Origin of the sequence: Aeromicrobium tamlense (assembly GCF_013408555.1) — a bacterium.
Classification (GTDB): Bacteria; Actinomycetota; Actinomycetes; order Propionibacteriales; family Nocardioidaceae; genus Aeromicrobium; species Aeromicrobium tamlense.
Genome location: NZ_JACBZN010000001.1, coordinates 247,020 through 264,514, shown reverse-complemented (window position 1 = coordinate 264,514; position 17,495 = coordinate 247,020). Strand labels below are relative to the sequence as shown.

The 17,495-nt window shown below is 71.5% G+C and carries 17 protein-coding genes; 8 read left to right on the top strand and 9 right to left on the bottom strand.

Translation table 11 applies throughout. The features are described from left to right. Positions 1–67: 67 nt before the first annotated feature. Positions 68–1,135 (bottom strand): NAD(P)H-dependent amine dehydrogenase family protein, encoded by a 1,068-nt coding sequence (locus tag BJ975_RS01360; RefSeq protein ID WP_179422909.1) that lies wholly within the window; start codon positions 1,133–1,135, stop codon positions 68–70. Beyond that, on the bottom strand, positions 1,132–2,313 hold the full coding sequence (locus tag BJ975_RS01355; RefSeq protein WP_179422907.1) for a thiolase family protein: 1,182 nt from the start codon (positions 2,311–2,313) through the stop codon (positions 1,132–1,134). The genes BJ975_RS01360 and BJ975_RS01355 overlap by 4 nt, the downstream gene beginning before the upstream one ends. Before the next feature lie 123 nt (positions 2,314–2,436). Between BJ975_RS01355 and BJ975_RS01350 the strand changes: the two genes are divergently transcribed. Beyond that, entirely contained in the window at positions 2,437–3,396 is a 960-nt protein-coding gene (locus BJ975_RS01350; protein WP_218845701.1) for a winged helix-turn-helix transcriptional regulator, read from the top strand. Positions 3,397–3,416: 20 nt separating this feature from the next. On the opposite strand, the gene BJ975_RS01345 is transcribed toward BJ975_RS01350, so the two are convergent. Continuing rightward, positions 3,417–4,931 (bottom strand): ABC transporter substrate-binding protein, encoded by a 1,515-nt coding sequence (locus BJ975_RS01345; protein WP_179422905.1) that lies wholly within the window; start codon positions 4,929–4,931, stop codon positions 3,417–3,419. Between the two features lie 268 nt (positions 4,932–5,199). On the opposite strand from BJ975_RS01345, the gene BJ975_RS01340 reads away from it, so the two are divergent. The 3 genes from BJ975_RS01340 to BJ975_RS01330 all read left to right on the top strand — a co-directional run bounded on the left by BJ975_RS01340 (position 5,200) and on the right by BJ975_RS01330 (position 8,804). Further along, complete coding sequence (locus BJ975_RS01340; protein WP_179427929.1) at positions 5,200–6,924, top strand: AMP-binding protein; 1,725 nt, start codon at positions 5,200–5,202, stop codon at positions 6,922–6,924. Between the two features lie 5 nt (positions 6,925–6,929). Further along, entirely contained in the window at positions 6,930–8,078 is a 1,149-nt protein-coding gene (locus BJ975_RS01335) for a CaiB/BaiF CoA transferase family protein (protein ID WP_179422903.1), read from the top strand. Positions 8,079–8,168: 90 nt separating this feature from the next. Further along, complete coding sequence (locus tag BJ975_RS01330) at positions 8,169–8,804, top strand: TetR/AcrR family transcriptional regulator (RefSeq protein ID WP_179422901.1); 636 nt, start codon at positions 8,169–8,171, stop codon at positions 8,802–8,804. A 1-nt stretch (position 8,805) separates the two neighbouring features. Here BJ975_RS01330 and BJ975_RS01325 read toward each other — a convergent pair whose 3' ends face one another. Further along, entirely contained in the window at positions 8,806–10,023 is a 1,218-nt protein-coding gene (locus BJ975_RS01325) for a fibronectin type III domain-containing protein (RefSeq protein WP_179422899.1), read from the bottom strand. 81 nt (positions 10,024–10,104) lie between these two features. Here BJ975_RS01325 and truA point away from each other — a divergent pair, with 81 nt between their 5' ends. From truA to BJ975_RS01305, 4 genes are read left to right on the top strand one after another with little or no spacing between them, the layout of a single operon-like run. Then, the gene (truA, locus tag BJ975_RS01320; RefSeq protein WP_179427927.1) at positions 10,105–10,887 is read left to right on the top strand and encodes a tRNA pseudouridine(38-40) synthase TruA; all 783 of its coding nucleotides are present in this window, start codon (positions 10,105–10,107) and stop codon (positions 10,885–10,887) included. Beyond that, positions 10,887–11,339, top strand: a complete 453-nt coding sequence (locus BJ975_RS01315; protein WP_179422898.1) for an NUDIX domain-containing protein — start codon at positions 10,887–10,889, stop codon at positions 11,337–11,339. Before truA ends, BJ975_RS01315 begins: the two co-directional genes overlap by 1 nt. Positions 11,340–11,393: 54 nt before the next feature. Further along, complete coding sequence (locus BJ975_RS01310; RefSeq protein WP_179422896.1) at positions 11,394–11,756, top strand: MmcQ/YjbR family DNA-binding protein; 363 nt, start codon at positions 11,394–11,396, stop codon at positions 11,754–11,756. After that, complete coding sequence (locus BJ975_RS01305) at positions 11,753–12,328, top strand: class I SAM-dependent methyltransferase (RefSeq protein WP_179422894.1); 576 nt, start codon at positions 11,753–11,755, stop codon at positions 12,326–12,328. The genes BJ975_RS01310 and BJ975_RS01305 overlap by 4 nt, the downstream gene beginning before the upstream one ends. Before the next feature lie 16 nt (positions 12,329–12,344). On the opposite strand, the gene BJ975_RS01300 is transcribed toward BJ975_RS01305, so the two are convergent. From BJ975_RS01300 to BJ975_RS01280, 5 genes are read right to left on the bottom strand one after another with little or no spacing between them, the layout of a single operon-like run. Then, on the bottom strand, positions 12,345–13,682 hold the full coding sequence (locus tag BJ975_RS01300; RefSeq protein ID WP_179422892.1) for an acetyl-CoA carboxylase biotin carboxylase subunit: 1,338 nt from the start codon (positions 13,680–13,682) through the stop codon (positions 12,345–12,347). Positions 13,683–13,686: 4 nt separating this feature from the next. Continuing rightward, on the bottom strand, positions 13,687–14,562 hold the full coding sequence (locus BJ975_RS01295) for an ABC transporter permease (protein WP_179422890.1): 876 nt from the start codon (positions 14,560–14,562) through the stop codon (positions 13,687–13,689). Further along, the gene (locus BJ975_RS01290) at positions 14,562–15,506 is read right to left on the bottom strand and encodes an ABC transporter permease (RefSeq protein ID WP_179422888.1); all 945 of its coding nucleotides are present in this window, start codon (positions 15,504–15,506) and stop codon (positions 14,562–14,564) included. The genes BJ975_RS01295 and BJ975_RS01290 overlap by 1 nt, the downstream gene beginning before the upstream one ends. Next, complete coding sequence (locus tag BJ975_RS01285) at positions 15,503–16,492, bottom strand: ABC transporter ATP-binding protein (RefSeq protein ID WP_179422886.1); 990 nt, start codon at positions 16,490–16,492, stop codon at positions 15,503–15,505. Before BJ975_RS01285 ends, BJ975_RS01290 begins: the two co-directional genes overlap by 4 nt. Beyond that, complete coding sequence (locus BJ975_RS01280) at positions 16,489–17,472, bottom strand: ABC transporter ATP-binding protein (RefSeq protein WP_179422884.1); 984 nt, start codon at positions 17,470–17,472, stop codon at positions 16,489–16,491. The genes BJ975_RS01285 and BJ975_RS01280 overlap by 4 nt, the downstream gene beginning before the upstream one ends. Positions 17,473–17,495: the final 23 nt, after the last annotated feature.

Sequence of the window (17,495 nt, the reverse complement as noted above, 5' to 3'; positions counted from 1 at the left end):
ACGCGTCGTTCACGATACTACACTTATCAGAGTTGCTGGGGAAGCGGGAAGAATCCCGTCTCGGAGGTCAGTTCGGCGCGACCGTCCCGTAATCGGCGCGCCACGGCGTCGCGATCGGCCGGATCATGACGCCCGGCTCCGCCGCCACGACATGCGGCACCGCATTGATCACCTGGCCGGCGACGGCGTACTGCTCGGCGCCCATGCGACTGCGGTCGTCGGGGTGCTTCTCCACCTCCATCGCGATCTTCACGCCGGGATGGCCCGTGACGGTCACGCGCCACAGCGGCGGCTCGGGCTCGGGCAGGAACGCGGTCTCCACGAACCAGTGGATCGACATCGTGATCCGTCGCTCGCCAGCGACGATCCCGTGCCAGCGCCAGTTCGTGTGCCCGACGGTCCCCTGCGGGATCACGCCGGCGGCGATCTCGAGGTCGGACTGGGCCGGGTGGCAGACGTGGTCGCTGACGATCTCGTCCAGCTCCAGGCCGAGGTGGTGGGCCATCGCCCCGACGACCTCCTCGAACATCCCGTTGAGCGAGCCGACGGGCCCCCACGAGGGGTCGTTCGGGTCGTGCGCACCCAGCCCGGCGCCGAAGCCGAGCGAGCCGAAGAGGTACTCGGGGTCCTGCACCAGGCGCGCGTCGGCCATCTCGACGACCTCGACGTGGTCCACCGACGCGCACACGCCCGTGGCCAGGACCGCGACCTGCTCGCCGATGAAGCCCGGATTCAGGCCGACGCCCATGAGCGTCGCGCCGCCGCGCTCGGCGGCCTTGCGCAGCCGGTCGAGCCGCTCGCCGGCGTGGACGAGCGGGTCGGTGTAGCCGTTGATGCTCAGCACGTTCTTGCCCGACTCGAGCAGGGCGACGATGTCGTCGTCGTGCGAGCCGTAGGGCCCGATCCGGCCGGCGTGGACCACGACGTCGGCGTCGAGCGCGAGGATCTCGTCGACGTCGGAGGTCGCCAGCACGCCGGTCGCGTCACGGCGGGCGAGGTCGCCCACGTCGCGGCCGGCCTTCGCCTCGCCGTAGACGTACGTGCCCACGACGTCGATGCCCGGGTGGTCGAGCATCGTCCGCAGGATCGCGGTGCCCATGGCGCCGGTCGCCCACTGCACCACCCGGTAGGTCATGCCAGGCCCTCCACGACGAGGGCCATCGAGACGCCGAGGGCGGCGGGGATGACGAGCAGCGCGTACCCGCCGCCGCGGCGCTCGAGCAGGTCGAGAGCGTTGGCCAGCAGGATGCCGCCGCTCGCGGCGAGCGGGTGGCCCACCGAGACGGCGCCGCCCTGGACGTTGACCCGCTCGGGGTCGATGCCGAGCTCGCGGGTCAGCAGCAGGGGGGTGACCGAGAAGGACTCGTTGAACTCCGCGACCGCGACGTCCTCGACGCCGATGCCGGCACGCTCGAGGGCGAGGCGCGCGGCGGCCACGGTGCCGTCGAGGCCGGGCGAGCGCACGGCCGTGTGCGCCCACGAGGCGATGCGGCCACGGGGCGCGCGACCCAGCACGTCCTGCGCGGCGGCCGAGCCGATCACCGCGGCGGAGGCGCCGTCGCACAGCTGCGGTGCGGTGCCGACGGTGTGCAGGCCCTCGGCGGGGCGGGTGAAGCCGGGGAACCGGTCCTCGACGCGCGACCACAGCGGGTCCTCGCCGAACAGCGGCGCGAGCGCACCGAGGGACTCGGCGGTGGTGTCGCTCCGCGCGCCCTCGTCGGCCTTGAGGATCGTCGCGCCGTCCACGGTGACGGGGACGATCGAGTCCCACGAGGCCGCGGCCGAGCGCTGGTGCGAGCGGACCGCCCACGCGTCGAGATCGGCGCGGGAGAAGCCGTGCTGCGCGGCGGTGAGGTCGGCCGAGACGCCGATCGTGACGAAGCCGGTGGTCGCGCCGACGCCGGGATCGAACGCGAAGGCGGGCCGGTCGCTCATCATCGGCACGCGCGACATCGACTCGGCGCCGCCGGCCACGACGACGTCGAGCATCCCCGACCGGACCTGCGCCGAGGCCGTCGCGAGCGCGTCGAGGCCCGAGCAGCACATCCGCGAGACGACGCCGGCGGGCGTGGAGTCGGGCCAGCCGGCCGCCATGACGGCGACGCGGGCGAGGTCGGCCGCCTGCTCGCCGTGGGCCGTGCTGACGCCGAGGACGACGTCCTGGACCGCGTCGGCGGGCACGCCACGGGACTCGATCTCGCGCAGCAGCTGGGCCGCCAGCTCGTGGGCGGGCACCTCGGCGAGCGTTCCGCCGTCGCGACGCACGCGGCCACGCGGCGTCCTCACCGCCTCGTAGACGAAGGCCTCGGTCATCGCACCCACCTGTCCCTGATCGTGCCGCCCGGCGCGAGCACGCTCGGGACGTTACTCCATTAACCAGAGTGACTCAAGCCACGAAGGTGCGCCATCTCGTCCAAGCGCGCCTAGGATGCCCGGGTGACCATCCGTGGCTACTCCCCCGCCGAGCCCGAGTGGACCGGTGCGCCCAACGCCCTGTCCCGCGGCTTCGGCGTGCTCGGGGACGAGTGGACCCTCTTCCTGCTGCGCTTCGCCCTCCTGGGCTGTCGCCGGTACACCGAGTTCTCGAGCCGGATGCCGATCTCGCACGCCGTGCTGAGCGGTCGCCTCGACGCGCTGGTCCGCGCGGGGCTGATGGAGCGGCACGAGTACCAGCAGCGCCCACCGCGGGCCGAGTACGTGCTGACCGACTCCGGTCGCGCGACGTGGCCGATCCTCGCGGCGATCTGGGGCTGGGAGCGCACGTGGGTCGACCAGCACTCCTACGAGACCCCGCCGATGCGGCACATCACGTGCGGGAACGAGATCACCCCCGTCCTGGCCTGCCGCGAGTGCCACCAGCCCGTCACGGTCCAGGACCTCGACACGGCGTGGGGGCCCTCGGGCGGCTGGCGCAGCTCGGTCCCCGAGGTCGCCACGCGGCGCCGCTCCTCCACCCGCGGCACCGCCGTGGGGCACACGTTCTACCCCGACACGATGGCGATCTTCGGCAACCGCTGGTCGTGGGCGCTGATGGGTGCGGCGCTGCTCGGCGTCCGCCGCTTCGGCGAGTTCGAGTCGGCCCTCGGCCTGCCGCCGTCGCTGCTCTCGGGCCGGCTCAGCACGCTGCGCGAGCACGGCATCCTCGAGCAGGTCACGGGCGACTCCGCCGAGCGTCCCGAGTACCGCCTGACGAAGAAGGGCCTGGCGTTCTTCCCCGTCATCGCCATGACGATCGGCTGGGCCGAGCGCTGGTTCGACACCGGCGAGGGCCCGGCTCTCGTGCAGACCCACCGCGCGTGCGGCTCGGTCTTCCACGGCGTCCTCGTGTGCGACCACTGCGGCGAGGACCTCCGCGGCACCAGCATCGACCTGGCGGAGGTCGCCGCCGAGGAGTGACTCCCCGGCGGCGCCCAACCTCACTTCAACGTGACGCCCAGCAGCTTCGGCTTGCCCAGGAGGTTGCTCTCGAAGCCCTCGACGTTCTCGCCGAGACCCGTGAGGGAGTGCTGGAACACGATCGGGATGATCGGCATGTCCTCGACGACCGCCTCGGAGGCCTTGTCGAGCGCCTTCTTGCGGTCCTCCTGCGTCGTGGCCACGGCGTCCTCGGCGAGCGCCTCCTCGATGCCGGGCGTCGACTGCTTCGAGGTGTTGAAGTACGCCTCCTTCGTGAACATCAGCCGGTACGTCAGCGCCGGGTCGGGGCGGCCCGTCCACGCCGCGAAGAACGCCGGCGTCTTCACGTCGTTGAAGTAGTCGCTGTTGGCCTGGTTGACCTCGCGCGGGACCAGGTTGGCGGTCACGCCGATCTCGGACCACTGCTGCTTGAGGATCTCCCCGACGCGGGTCGAGGTCGAGTCGGCGTAGAGCAGCATGTCGAACGACAGTCCCTCGGCGCCGGCCTCGGCGATCAGCTTCTTCGCCTCGTCCACGTCGTAGTCGAGCTGCGCCTTCTCCGAGGGCTCGGCCCAGTAGCCGTCGGGCAGGAAGCCGCGCGGCTTGGTGCCGAGGCCGAAGTACGCGCTCTTGAGCAGCTGGTCACGGTCCATCGCCAGGCTCAGGGCACGGCGCACGCGCGGGTCGCCGAGCTCCTCGGAGGCGCGGTTCGTGTAGATCATCCAGGTCCACATCCGCGGCTGCTCGTGCAGCGTGAGCTTGTCGTCGTCCTGGATCGACTCGGCGTCCGCCGGCACGATGTCCCAGGCGATGTCCTGCTGGCCGGAGCGCAGCGAGGTCGCGCGGGTCTTGGGCTCGGGCATCACCCGGATGACGACCTTGTCGACGCGCTCCACGTCCTCGTCCCAGTAGTCGTCGAACTTCTCGTAGGTCATCGACGTGCCGCGCTTCCAGTCGACGAACTTCCAGCCGCCCGCGCCCACGGGGTTCGTGCTGAGGTCGCCGCCGGCGGCCTCGGCGGCCTGGGGCGAGACCATCATCCCGGCGCGATCGGCCAGCGTCATGACGAGCGCCGAGTTCGGCTGGGTCAGGTTGAGCTTCACCGTCAGGTCGTCGACGACCTCCACGGACTCGATCGACTCGACGTCGGCGGCGATGTTCGAGCCCTCGGCCGCGGCCCGCTCCAGGTTGTACTTGACCGCCTCGGCGTCCAGCGGCGCTCCGTCGTGGAAGGTCACGCCCTCGCGCAGCTTGAGGACCAGCGCGGTCGGCGTCTCGTACTCCCACGACTCGGCCAGCCCGGGCTGCGGCTGCAGGTCCTCGTCGAACGAGACGAGGGTGTCGTAGAGCGGGTAGAGCATCTGGTGGTCGCCGCCGGAGTTGCCGCGGATCGGGTCCATCGAGGAGATGTCCGCCTGGGTCGCGACGCGCAGCGTCCCGCCGTCTCCCCCGTCCGATCCTCCGCCTCCACAGGCACTGACCGCGACGAGCATGGCGGCCGCCAGGCCCACCCTGATCCGGGACGACATCCTCATGAGCTGGCTCCTTCTGATCGCGCGTTCAGGCTGTGTGCCGACGACCCTAGAGACGGAAATCACATTGAGCAAGGGCACATTTCGCGATCGGACCGCTCCCGCCTCCTCCTGCCAGCCCTCAGGACTGAACGATCGTTCACTGCGTTTGCCCGGTGATTCCAAGGGACGGCCCAGCGGTTGACCGGACGTGACCTACGTCATATCGTCGAGATGAAACTTGCGTCAAGTTCAAGTTCGCAGCGCGACGAGAGGTGCATGTCCCGTGACGATGTCGGAGCAGTTCCACCGGGAGATCGACGACTATCTGAACGCCCTGCGGCAGCGCCGGCGCGAGGCCTGGCCGGAGGTCGGCGAGCCGACCATCGACTACCCGTTCGGCGAGTCGACCGTCACGCACTACCTGCGTTCCTGGGCCGCGAGCCAGCCCGACCACGCCGCGATCGTCTACCACGGCCGCACCGTCACCTACGCCGAGCTGGACGCGGCGAGCGACCGCGTCGCCGCCTACCTCGCCCACCGCGGCTTCGCGCCCGGCGACCGGGCCGCCGTGATGATGCCGAACTGCCCGCAGTTCGTCATCGCCTTCTTCGCGATCCTGAAGTCCGGCGGCGTCCACGTGCCCGTCAACCCGATGTTCCGGCGCGAGGAGATCAACTACGAGCTGCTCGACTCCGGGGCCACGGTCGCGTTCGTCCTCGACGAGGTCGCCGACGAGTTCCGGGCCGGGGCCGAGGGCAGCGCCGTCGGCGAGACCATCGCCTCGGCCCACACCGACTTCCTCCCCGACGGCGCCGCGCTCCCCCGCGGCATGGACGCGGACGTGCCGGTCGCCGAGGGCACCACGCGGTTCACCACGATCCTCGAGCGGGACGACCTGCCGGTGCCCACCGATCCCGACGACCCGCACGCGCTCGCCGCGCTGAACTACACGGGCGGCACCACCGGCATGCCGAAGGGCTGCGAGCACACCCAGTTCGACATGCTCTACACCGCGATGAGCGGCGGCCAGCTCGGGTTCGGCGGTGGCCCCGACACCGTGAGTCTGGTCTTCGTCCCCGTGTTCTGGATCGCCGGCGAGGACGCCTTCCTGGTCTCGCTGATGACCGGTGGCACGTGCGTCCTGCACTACCGGTGGGACGCCGACGAGGTGCTGCGGTCGATCCACGAGCACCGCGTCACCGCGATGGCGGGAACCGTGGACAGCTACCTCGAGCTGCTCGACAAGGCCCGGGGCTCCGAGTATTCGCTGTCCTCACTGCGGGCGCCGGTCACCATGTCGTTCGTCACGAAGCTGACGGTCGAGATCCGCGAGCGCTGGGCCCGCGAGACCGGGGCGCCCGGGGTCATCCGCGAGAGCTCCTACGGCATGACCGAGGACCACACGCTGGACACGTTCACGCTCGGGCTGCAGAAGGACGACGCCGACCTCACGGGCCGCCCGGGCTTCACCGGACTGCCCATGCCCGGCACCGACGTCGCGATCGTCGGCTTCGACACGGGCGAGCTGCTGCCCGTGGGCGAGGAGGGCCAGATCATCGTGCGCTCCCCCAGCATGATGCGCGGGTACCACCACCGGGCCGAGGCGACCGCGACCACACTGCGCGACGGCTGGCTCCACACCGGCGACATCGGCACGATCGACGAGACCGGCGCGCTGCACTACCTCGGGCGCACGAAGGAGATGCTGAAGGTCAACGGCATGAGCGTCTTCCCGTCCGAGCTCGAGCACCTCTTCAGCCGGCACCCGAAGGTCGCGGCCGCCGGAGTGATCGGCGTGCCCGACGCGAGGAAGGGCCAGGTGCCCGTGGCGTACCTCCAGCTCGTGCCGGGCGCCGAGGCGACCGCCGACGAGATGCTGGCGTGGTGCCGCGACCACATGGCCACCTACAAGATCCCGCGCGTGGAGATCATCGACCAGATGCCGCTCGCGCCCACCGGCAAGGTGTCGAAGGTCGGGCTGGAGAAGCTGGCCGCCGCGGTCCCGGTCCACTGAGCGCGATGACCACGCCCGCCGCCCTGTCGGGGATCCGCGTCCTCGAGCTCACGCACGCCATCGCCGGCCCACAGACCGGCCAGATCCTCGCCGACCACGGCGCCGACGTCATCAAGGTCGAGCCGCCAGGCGGCGAGCTGGCCCGCGACGCGATGCCGTCGGTCGACGGCGACAGCACGTACTTCGCCGCGCAGAACCGCGGGAAGCGCAGCATCGTGATCGACCTGAAGGACCCGGACGGCCTGGCGACCTTCCTGCGGCTCGTCGAGACGTCCGACGTCGTCCTCACCAACTACAGCGCGCGGGTGCCCGAGCGACTCGGCTGGGGCTTCGAGGCGCTCAAGGCCGTCAACCCGTCGATCATCATGGTGCACATCACGGGCTTCGGGACGGCGAGCCCCGACCGTGACCTGCTCGCCTTCGACGGCATCATCCAGGGCATGAGCGGCATCCCCCAGATGACGGGTCCCGCCGACGGCGAGCCCACCTTCGTGGCGCCGTTCGTCGCCGACCACCTGGCCGCCTACCGGTCCACGATGTCGATCCTCATGGCGCTGCGGGTGCGCGACGTCCACCCCGAGGCCCAGTTCGTCGACGTCAACATGCTCTCCTCCTACATGGGCGTGCTCGCGCACGACGTGGACGAGTCGCTCGAGGGACGCCCCTACCAGCGCGACGGCAACCGGGTGCCGGTGTCGATCTCCAACACGTGGGCCGCCCGCGGCGGCCACGTCCACCTCTCCCCCGTCGGCGACGAGAAGTGGCCGCGGTTCTGTCGCGCCATCGGCCGCGCGGACTGGGCCGAGTCGCTCTCGTACGAGGACGCGGTGCTGGTCGCGCGTGACGAGGTCGACGAGGTCGTCGGAGCGTGGTGCCGCGACCGCGAGCGCGACGAGATCCTGGCGCAGATGCGCGAGCTCGGGATCCCCTGCGGGCCGGTGCGCGGACTGACCGAGGCGGTGCGCCACCTCGACGAGCGCGAGGACGAGAGCGTCGTGCGGGTCACCTCCCCCGCGGGTCGCACCGTCGCCGTGCCGGGACCGCTCACGACGGTCGGTCTCGCCGACGGGCCGCGGCGGCTGCGGGTGCCGCGCGTGGGCGAGCACGACGAGGAGGTCCTGGCCGAGCTCCGTGCCGACGCCACGCCCTCCTGAGCCGCACGCGTTTGTCACCCCGCCGAGCGGACGCCTAGCATTCCTGCACGCGTCCTCGGTCCCCGTGACGCGACCGAGACGGAGTGACGATTGACCACGCGAGCCACCGGCGACCCCACCCACGACGCGATGCGGGTGGCGGGCTTCTGGCAGCCGCGGGCGCAGGGCGCGACGCACCGGATCCTCGTCGGCGCCTGCCTGTCGTTCCACGAACTGGGCTACCACGGTGCGTCCACCCGTGCGATCGCCCAGCGGGCGCAGCTGAGCCCCGGCACCATCTACACGCACTTCGCGAACAAGGAGGACCTGTTCTTCCGGATCGTCCTGGACAGCCACGCCGCGTCGCTGGAGTCGCTGACGCAGGCGGTCGCGCTCGGCTCCGACCCGGCCGAGCGACTGCGCCTCTTCATGGCCGCCTACGCGTCCTGGCACGCCGAGTGGAGCGTCATCGCGCGCCCGGTCCACCACGACCTGCAGGTGCTGACCGACGACCACTTCCAGAAGGTCGTCGACGTCCGGCGCGCCACGATCGCGGTGCTCGACGAGATCCTCGAGGCCGGGATCGAGCAGGGCGTCTTCTCCATCGCCGACCTGCCCGGCACGCGGCGGCTGCTCATGTCGGCGTGCATCGACGTGTGCCGCTGGTACGTCGAGGGTGGCGAGCGGTCGCCGTCCTCGATCGGCCTGCAGTACTCCGCCCTCGCCCTGAAGTTCGTCGGGTCCTGAGTCAGCGGGTGAGGGTGAACCCGTCGAGGGTCCTCCCGACCTTGATCGCGGGGCGCGCGCCCTTCCCACGGTGGCCCACGACCGCGCGCACCTTCAGCTGCGTCGGCGACACGCTGATCACCTGGTAGGTCGAGGTCCGGTAGGCCGCCTTCACGCGCGTGGCGCCGCCGGCCCTCCAGTCCCGGATCGAGGAGTCGTAGTACTTCGGTCCGCTGACGGACGCGAGGTAGGTGACCCCGGCCTTGCGTCCGCGAGCGTAGGAGTGGTCGTGGCCGGAGAGCACGAGGTCGGCGTCGTACCGCTCCAGCGTCGGCAGGAACCACTTCCGCATCTCGGTGTTCCTCCGGTCGCCCACCGACGCGAACGGGCCCGAGTGCATGAGGACGATCGACCACGTCCGCGGGTTCGTGCGCAGCGCGTGGGCGAGGAACGACCGCTGGCGCCGCAGGTCGGACCCGAACGTGTCCAGCACGATGATCCGGGCCGGGCCCTGGTCGAGGAAGAACCACGTGCGGCGCTGGTCGGTGAAGCCGTTCGACGGGAACTGGAAGTAGGAGCGGAAGCCGCGGCCCGCTCCGGACCGGCACGAGGACCTCACCCGGCACTGCTCGTGGTTGCCGATCGACGAGACCCAGCTGCGCCACTGCCCCGCCGGGGAGAGGGCCTCGTGCAGCTCGCTCCACTCACGCCCGACCCAGGGCTTGTTCACGACGTCGCCGGCCTGGAGCAGCAGCCGCGCGTCGGGGAAGCGCTCGGTCGCGGCCTCGATGATGCGGTCGGGCGGCCCGTCGTTGTCGACCTGCGTGTCGCCGAACTGCAGCATCCGGAACGCGCGGTTCGCGGGACCCGCGGTGGTGAACGCGCGCCAGCGGGTCGCGACGCCCCGGCCGACCACCCGGTAGCGGTAGCGCGTGGACGGCTCGAGACCCGAGAGCGCCACGACGTAGCGGTACTGGCGGCTGCCGGCCGTGCGCTCGGTCGTGCCGAGCTTGCGCCGCGCGGGCACGGTGCGCGTGATCCCGTCGGGCCCGACCGCGACCACCCGCTGGCCGCTCGCGGCGACGGGCCGGCTCCACGACACGTACTGCGATCGCGACGGGTCGGCGGTGGGGGTGAGCAGGAGCCGATGGATCCCCGAGCTCGCGGCGGAGGCCACGGGGACCGCCGGCAGCACCGACGTCGCCAGTGCGGCCGCGACGAACGCGGTCACGATGCGCACTCCTCCACGGTAGGCGCTTTCCGCCGGGACGACAGCCGGGCCGGGTGGCGGACGACGCCCCGCTACCGTGGTGGGGTGCGCATGCGGATCGACCTGGCCTACGACGGAACCGAGTTCAGGGGCTGGGCGACCCAGCCGGGGCTGCGCACGGTGCAGGGCGAGCTCGAGTCCGCGCTCGGCACGGTCCTGCGGCTGCCCGAGCCGCCGCGGCTGACCGTCGCGGGTCGCACCGACGCCGGCGTCCACGCGCGCGGCCAGGTGGCCCACGTCGACGTCGACAGCCACCCGGGCGTCCTCGAGCGGCGGCTGCGCCGCATCGTGCCCGACGACATCCGCATCCTGCGCGTCACCGAGGCGCCCGAGCACTTCGACGCCCGGTTCGCGGCGATCGAGCGCCGCTACGTCTACCGGATGACCGACCACCCCGCCGGGCCCGACCCGATGCAGCGGCGCATGGTCGCCGCGGCACCGCGCCCGCTCGACGTCGACCTCATGAACCAGGCCGCGCAGCACCTGCTCGGCGAGCACGACTTCGCCTCGTTCTGCAAGCAGCGCGAGGGCGCCACGACGATCCGCAACCTGCTCACGCTGCGCACCGTCCGCGGCGGCGAGACGATCGCCACCACGGTGCGCGCCGACGCCTTCTGCCACTCGATGGTGCGCTCGCTCATGGGCTGCCTCGTGGCCGTCGGCGAGCGCCGGTACGCGCCCGAGTTCGCGGCCGAGATCCTCGCCGCGCAGGAGCGCGACCCGCGCGTCAAGGTCATGCCGGCCCACGGCCTGGTGCTGGAGGAGGTCGTCTACCCCGCCGACGACCAGCTCGCGGCCCGCGTCGAGGAGTCGCGCCGCCGCCGGGACGAGTGATGGCCCGCCTGACCAGCGCCGGACTGTTGCTGCACCGGGTGCGCGACGGCCGCCGCGAGGTCCTGCTCGGACACCTCGGCGGGCCGTTCTGGGCGAAGCGCCACGAGCGTGCCTGGTCGATCCCGAAGGGCGTCCTCGAGGACGGCGAGTCGCCCGAGGAGGCCGCCCGACGCGAGTTCCTCGAGGAGCTCGGCGTCCCCGTGCCCGAGGGTCCTTGGACGGACCTCGGCAGCGTGCGGCAGTCCCGCAAGGACGTCCTCGTGTGGGCCGTCGAGGCCGACCTCGACCCCGCGACGGTCGTGCCCGGGACGTTCGACCTCGAGTGGCCGCCCGGCTCCGGAAAGATGCAGGCCTTCCCCGAGCTCGACCGCGTCCAGTGGTTCGGCCTCGACGAGGCCGCCGAGCTCGTCGTCGCCGCCCAGGCCGCCTTCCTCGACCGCCTGCCCGACTGAATGCCCTCGCTCACCCGACCCTCCGCTGTCCGCCCGCGGGCGTACCGTGGCCCCATGGACTGGGACGAGGTCGAGGCGTTCCTGCTGGAGTTCCCCGACACCGAGGCGAGCCTCTCGTGGGGCATGCCCGGGGTGAAGACCGGCGGCAAGCTGGTGGCGTGGTGGCGCGACCGAGACGACTCCCCCGGCGCCCTGGCGTTCAAGGTCGATCGCGACGAGCTCGAGGCGCTGGTCGAGGACGAGTCCACGCCCTACTTCACGATCGAGCACTTCCGGAAGTTCGACACGAACGCCGTGCTGGTGCGCCCCGGCGAGGCCGACCCGGCCGAGCTGCGCGAGCTGCTCACCGAGGCGTGGCGGGCCACCGCGAAGCCCACGGTCCTGAAGGCCTGGCTCGCCGAGCAGGGAGACGCATGAGCCACTACTTCGACCGCGCGCCCGTCACCGACGACGAGCGGCGCACGATCTCGGTCGAGGTCTGGGGTCGCCGCCGCGACTTCGTGACCTCCACGGGCGTCTTCTCGGGCGACTCCCTCGACAAGGCCACCGCGATCCTGCTGGCGGAGAGCGATCCGCCGCCGACGGGCTCCACGGTGCTCGACCTCGGTTGCGGCTGGGGCCCGATCGCGTGCTCGCTGGCGGCCGAGGGCAGCACCGTGTGGGCCGTCGACGTGAACGAGCGGGCGCTCGCGCTCACGGCCGAGAACGCGCGCGGCCTCGAGGTGCACCCGGCCCTGCCCGAGGACGTGCCGGCCGACCTCACGTTCGACGCGATCTGGTCGAACCCGCCGATCCGCATCGGCAAGGAGGCCCTGCACGAGCTGCTGCTCACGTGGCTGCCGCGGCTGCGCCCCGGCGGCGAGGCGCGCCTCGTCGTCGGCAGGAACCTCGGCGCCGACTCGCTCCAGCGCTGGCTCACCGAGCACGGTCATCCCACCGAGCGCGTCGCCAGCAGCAAGGGCTTCCGCGTCCTGTCCGTCCGCGGCTGACGGCGCCGATCGAGACTCAGCGCACGGCGGCCGAGGTCATCCGGCCGACGATGCCGGTGTCGTGCGTCGCCCCGACGAACTCCGGCTCGGCCAGGACCCGGCGCAGGAACTCCACGTTCGAGCCCGGCCCGACGATCGTCGTGCGGTCCATCGCGTCGCGGGCCCGCTCGAGCGCCTCGTCGCGGTCGCGACCCCAGACGATGACCTTGGCCAGCAGCGGGTCGAAGAAGGGCGTCACCTTCGTGCCGGGCGCGTAGCCGGAGTCCACGCGGACTCCCTCGCCCGAGGGCATCTCCCACGTCTCGATCGCGCCGGGGCGCGGCAGGAAGCGCTCGGAGTCCTCGGCGTACAGCCTCACCTCGATCGCATGGCCGCGCGGCTCGGCGTGGAACGCCGGCACCGTGGAGTCGCCCGACGCGATGCGCAGCTGCCAGGCCACGAGGTCGACGTCGTGGACCGCCTCGGTCACGGGGTGCTCCACCTGCAGACGCGTGTTCATCTCGAGGAAGTAGGACTCGCCCGAGTCGAGGTCGTGGATGAACTCGATCGTGCCGGCGCCGACGTAGCCGACGGCCTCGGTCAGCGCAGCGGCCCGCTCCAGCAGGCTCGCGCGGGACGCCGCGTCGAGCGCCGGGGAGGGCGCCTCCTCGACCACCTTCTGGTGGCGGCGCTGCACCGAGCAGTCGCGCTCGGACAGGGCGACGGCGCGCCCGTCGGGCAGGCCCATGACCTGCACCTCGATGTGGCGCGAGCGCTCGAGGTAGCGCTCGACGATGACCCGCCGGTCGCCGAACACGGACCCGGCGCGGCTCGTCACGGTCTCGAACGCGGCGTCGAGGGCATCCGCGTCGCGCACGACGGACATGCCGATGCCGCCGCCACCGGCGACGGCCTTGAGCATCACGGGGTATCCCGCCGCGTCGGCGGCCGCGCGGGCCTCCTCCACGGTCTCGACCGCGCCGTCCGAGCCGGGGGCGACCGACAGGCCAGCCCGCACCGCGGCGGCGCGGGCGCCGGCCTTGTCGCCCATCAGCTCGATGACGTCGGGCGACGGACCGACGAAGACCATGCCAGCGGCCTCCACGGCTCGGGCGAACGCCGCCTTCTCCGACAGGAAGCCGTAGCCCGGGTGCACCAGTTCGGCGCCGGCCGAGCGTGCTGCCGCGACCATCGCCTCGACGTCGCCGAAGTCGCGAGGCCCGGACAGCTCCACCGTGATGTCGGCAGCGCCCACGTAGGGCAGGTCGGCGTCGACCTCGGGGAACGCGACCGCGCCCCGGTGGCCCTGCTCGCGGACCGTGCGCAGGATGCGCGCGGCGATCTCGCCGCGGTTGGCGATGAACACGACGGACATGAGCTCACTTCCGCTTCGGGTCGAGGAGTCGCTGAATCTCGTCGCCGATGATGTTGAACGCGAACACCGTGGCGGCGATGGCGATGCCGGGGATGAAGATCTGCATCGGCGCCTGGTCCAGGAACGTGTAGGCGCGCGAGAGCACGGCGCCCCACGAGGCGGTCGGCGGCTGCACGCCCAGCTGCAGGAAGCTCAGGCTGGCCTCGGCGATCAGGGCGAAGCCCATGAGCACCGCGACCTGGACGAGGATCGGCTGGATGATGTTGGGCAGCACGTGCGGCAGCACCATGCGTCGCAGTCCGCGCGCACCGAACGACTTCGCGGCCTCGATGTAGGTCTCGGACCGGATCGCCATGGTCTGGGCTCTGGCCAGCCGCAGGATCGCCGGTGACATCACGATGCCGACCGAGATCATCGCGGTGGTGATGTCGGGCCCCATCGTCGCGGTGATGCCGATCGCCAGCACGATCGCCGGGAAGGACATGACCGCGTCGACGACGCGCATGACGATGAGGTCGGTGGCTCCGCTGAGCCAGCCGGCGGCGATGCCCAGCGGCAGGCCGATCACGACCGAGATCGCGACGGCGAGGAGCGCCGCCAGCACCGAGACGCGGGTGCCGTAGAGCATCCGGCTGAACACGTCACGGCCGAGGTCGTCGGTGCCGAGCCAGTGGTCGCCGCTCATCGGCAGCAGGATCGCGTTGAGGTCCTGCTTGTTCGGGTCGTAGGGCGCCAGGAAGTTGGCGAACAGCACGACGATCAGGACGAGCAGCAGGATCGCGTAGCTCACGCCGACCGAGAGGCGGCCGGCCTTGCGGGCCCGGCGCGTGGGCGTGGGGTTGCCCGCGGCCAGGTTGGCGGTGGTGTCGACAGCGGTCATCAGGAGATCCTCGGGTCGAGCAGACGGTACGAGACGTCGACGATGAGGTTCGTCAACAGGACGATCACGGCGGCGACGAACACGACCGCCTGGATCACGCCGTAGTCACGCTGGTTGGTCGCCTCGACGGCGAGCGAGCCGATGCCGGACAGGCCGAACACGGCCTCGACGACGACGGCGCCACCGATGAGTCGCGACACCTGCAGGCCGATGATGGTGGCGAACGGCAGGCTCGAGTTCTTCAGCGCGTGCTTCCACACGATGCTGCGGTTGGACAGGCCCTTCGCGCGGTGGGTGCGCACGTAGTCGGTCGAGAGGCTCTCGACCATCGCGCTGCGCACCTGGCGACAGATCTCGGCGCCGCCGACCAGGCCCAGGGCGAGGGCCGGCAGCACGAGTCCCTTGAGCGCCTGGGCTGGGTCGTCCTGCAGACTCACGCCGCCCGGGCCGGGGAACCACCCCAGGTTCAGCGCGAAGACGATGATGAGCATCATGCCGAGCCAGAAGTTCGGGATCGCGATGCCGAACGTGGCGCCGGTGGTGAGGAAGCGGTCGAAGGTCGTGTCGACCTTCTGCGCGGCCCAGACGCCCGACGGCAGGCCGACCGCGACGGCCACGAAGAGCGCCATCGTCGTGAGGATCAGGGTCAGCGGCAGTCGCTGCATCACGAGCGCCGAGATCGACTCGCCGGTCTGGTACGAGGTGCCGAGGTCGCCGGTGAAGGCGCCGCCGATCCACGTCAGGTACTGCGTGATGAGCGACTGGTCGAGGCCGAGGTCCTGGCGGATGCGCTCGAGGTTCTCGGGGGTCGCGTACTCGCCGGCGATCGCCACGGCGGGGTCGCCGGGGATGAGCCGCTGGAGCATGAAGACGATCAGGGTCGCCAGGATGAGGGTGGGGATCGCCGAGAGGAGACAGGTGCCCACCACGCGCAGGATCCTCATGCCGACACCGTCTTCCCGATGCGCTCGCCGTAGAGCTCGTCCACGCGCAGGCAGGCCGACGAGTGACCGGGCAGCACCGGCAGCAGGTCGGGCTTGGTCTCGCGGCAGCGGTCCTGCGCGAACTGGCAGCGCGTGTTGAAGCGGCAGCCCGGCGGCGGGTTGAGCGGGCTGGGGATGTCGCCCTGCAGCGTGATGCGGCGCCCGACCGACGAGTCGTGCACGAGCGGCTGGGCCGAGAGCAGCGCCTCGCTGTAGGGGTGCAGCGCCTGGCCCACGAGCGACTCGGTCGAGGCGTTCTCGACGATGTTGCCCAGGTACATGACGTTGATGCGGTCGGCCAGGTAGCTGACCACCGACAGGTCGTGGCTGATGAACAGGACGGTGAGCTCGTACTCGGCCTTCAGGTCCTGCAGCAGGTTGAGGATCTCGGCCTGCAGGGCCACGTCGAGGGCGGCGACGGACTCGTCGCACACGAGCACCTTGGGATCGGTGACCAGGGCGCGCGCGATGTTCGCGCGCTGCTTCTGGCCGCCGCTCAGCTGGTGCGGGTAGCGCTTGAGCATCTGCGACGGCAGGCCGACGTCATCGAGGGCCTTCGCGGCGACCTGCTCGCGGTCCTTCTTGTCGCCGCGGCCCATGACGTCCATCGGCTCGCGCACGCTCTGCAGGATCGTGCGGCGCGGGTCGAGCGCGCTGTGCGGGTCCTGGAAGACCATCTGCACCGACTCCGAGAACGCCCGGCGCTGCTTGGCGTTGTACGTCGAGACGTCCTCGCCGCGCCAGCGCACCGTGCCGCCGCTGATCGGCACGAGGCCCATCGCGGCGCGCGCCACGGTGGACTTGCCCGAGCCGCTCTCGCCGATGAGGCCGAGCGTCTCGCCCTCCCGCAGCTCCAGCGTCACGCCGTCGACGGCGGTGACGTGACGCCGGCGGCCCACGGGGAACCGGACCGAGACGTCCTCGAGGGACAGCAGTGGTGTGGTCATGAGGCGACTCCTTCGAAGTCGAGCTCGGGGGAACGGATGCAGCGCACCTCGCGCAGGTCGGTCAGGGGAATGAGCTCCTGCGGCTGCGTGCACTCCTCGCGGGCGTACGGGCACCGCGGCCGGAACACGCAGCCCTCGACACGCTCCCCGGGCGGAGGGACACGTCCGGGAATCGTGGCCAGGCGCCCGCCGCGCGACTCCGTCGAGGGCAGCGCGGCGAGCAGGCCCGCCGTGTAGGGGTGGCCGGGCGACTTGAGCACCTGGTCGACCGGACCGCGCTCGACGATCCGGCCGGCGTACATCGTGATCATCCGGTCGCACGTCTCGGAGACGACCCCGAGGTCGTGCGTCACGAAGAGCACGGACATGCCGCGCTCCTTCGCGAGCGACTTGATCAGGTCCAGCAGCTGGGCCTGGATCGTGACGTCGACGGCCGTGGTGGGCTCGTCGGCGATGAGCAGCTTCGGGTCGCACGCCAGCGCGATCGCGATCATCACGCGCTGGCGCATGCCGCCGGACAGCTCGTGCGGGTAGGCGCGCAGGCGCGCCTTGGGGTCCGAGATGCCCACTGCGTCGAGCAGCGAGAGCGCCTCGGCCCGGGCGGCCGACTTGGCCATCCCGCGGCGGATCCGCAGGGTCTCCATGAGCTGGCTCCCGACCGTGAAGACGGGGTCCAGCGCCGTCATGGGCTCCTGGAACACCATCGCCATGGGGACGTCGCTGCGCGGGGTGCGCCGCTTCCCGTCCTCGTCCCACAGCGGCTTGCCGTCCAGGACCGCCCGCCCCGTGATGTGGGCGGTCTTGGGGTCGAGCAGGCCCATCAGGGCCAGGGAGGTGACGGTCTTGCCACTTCCGCTCTCGCCGACCAGTCCCACGATCTCGCCCTGTTCGATCGTCAGATCGACGTCGTGCAGGGCTTGGACGCGGATGTCGTCACGACCGAAATGGACCTGGAGTCCTTCGACCTCGAGCAAGGGCATGACCGTCACCTCCTTGATGTCCT

Excerpts from the sequence above, each read along its gene's own strand:
- BJ975_RS01300 (WP_179422892.1), bottom strand. The coding sequence starts at position 13,682 with ATGTCCGTCGTGTTCATCGCCAACCGCGGCGAGATCGCCGCGCGCATC.
- BJ975_RS01345 (WP_179422905.1), bottom strand. The coding sequence starts at position 4,931 with ATGAGGATGTCGTCCCGGATCAGGGTGGGCCTGGCGGCCGCCATGCTC.
- BJ975_RS01340 (WP_179427929.1), top strand. The coding sequence starts at position 5,200 with ATGTCGGAGCAGTTCCACCGGGAGATCGACGACTATCTGAACGCCCTG.
- BJ975_RS01360 (WP_179422909.1), bottom strand. The coding sequence starts at position 1,135 with ATGACCTACCGGGTGGTGCAGTGGGCGACCGGCGCCATGGGCACCGCG.
- BJ975_RS01310 (WP_179422896.1), top strand. The coding sequence starts at position 11,394 with ATGGACTGGGACGAGGTCGAGGCGTTCCTGCTGGAGTTCCCCGACACC.
- BJ975_RS01290 (WP_179422888.1), bottom strand. The coding sequence starts at position 15,506 with ATGAGGATCCTGCGCGTGGTGGGCACCTGTCTCCTCTCGGCGATCCCC.
- BJ975_RS01355 (WP_179422907.1), bottom strand. The coding sequence starts at position 2,313 with ATGACCGAGGCCTTCGTCTACGAGGCGGTGAGGACGCCGCGTGGCCGC.
- truA (WP_179427927.1), top strand. The coding sequence starts at position 10,105 with ATGCGGATCGACCTGGCCTACGACGGAACCGAGTTCAGGGGCTGGGCG.
- BJ975_RS01295 (WP_179422890.1), bottom strand. The coding sequence starts at position 14,562 with ATGACCGCTGTCGACACCACCGCCAACCTGGCCGCGGGCAACCCCACG.
- BJ975_RS01280 (WP_179422884.1), bottom strand. The coding sequence starts at position 17,472 with ATGCCCTTGCTCGAGGTCGAAGGACTCCAGGTCCATTTCGGTCGTGAC.
- BJ975_RS01285 (WP_179422886.1), bottom strand. The coding sequence starts at position 16,492 with ATGACCACACCACTGCTGTCCCTCGAGGACGTCTCGGTCCGGTTCCCC.
- BJ975_RS01305 (WP_179422894.1), top strand. The coding sequence starts at position 11,753 with ATGAGCCACTACTTCGACCGCGCGCCCGTCACCGACGACGAGCGGCGC.
- BJ975_RS01335 (WP_179422903.1), top strand. The coding sequence starts at position 6,930 with ATGACCACGCCCGCCGCCCTGTCGGGGATCCGCGTCCTCGAGCTCACG.
- BJ975_RS01315 (WP_179422898.1), top strand. The coding sequence starts at position 10,887 with ATGGCCCGCCTGACCAGCGCCGGACTGTTGCTGCACCGGGTGCGCGAC.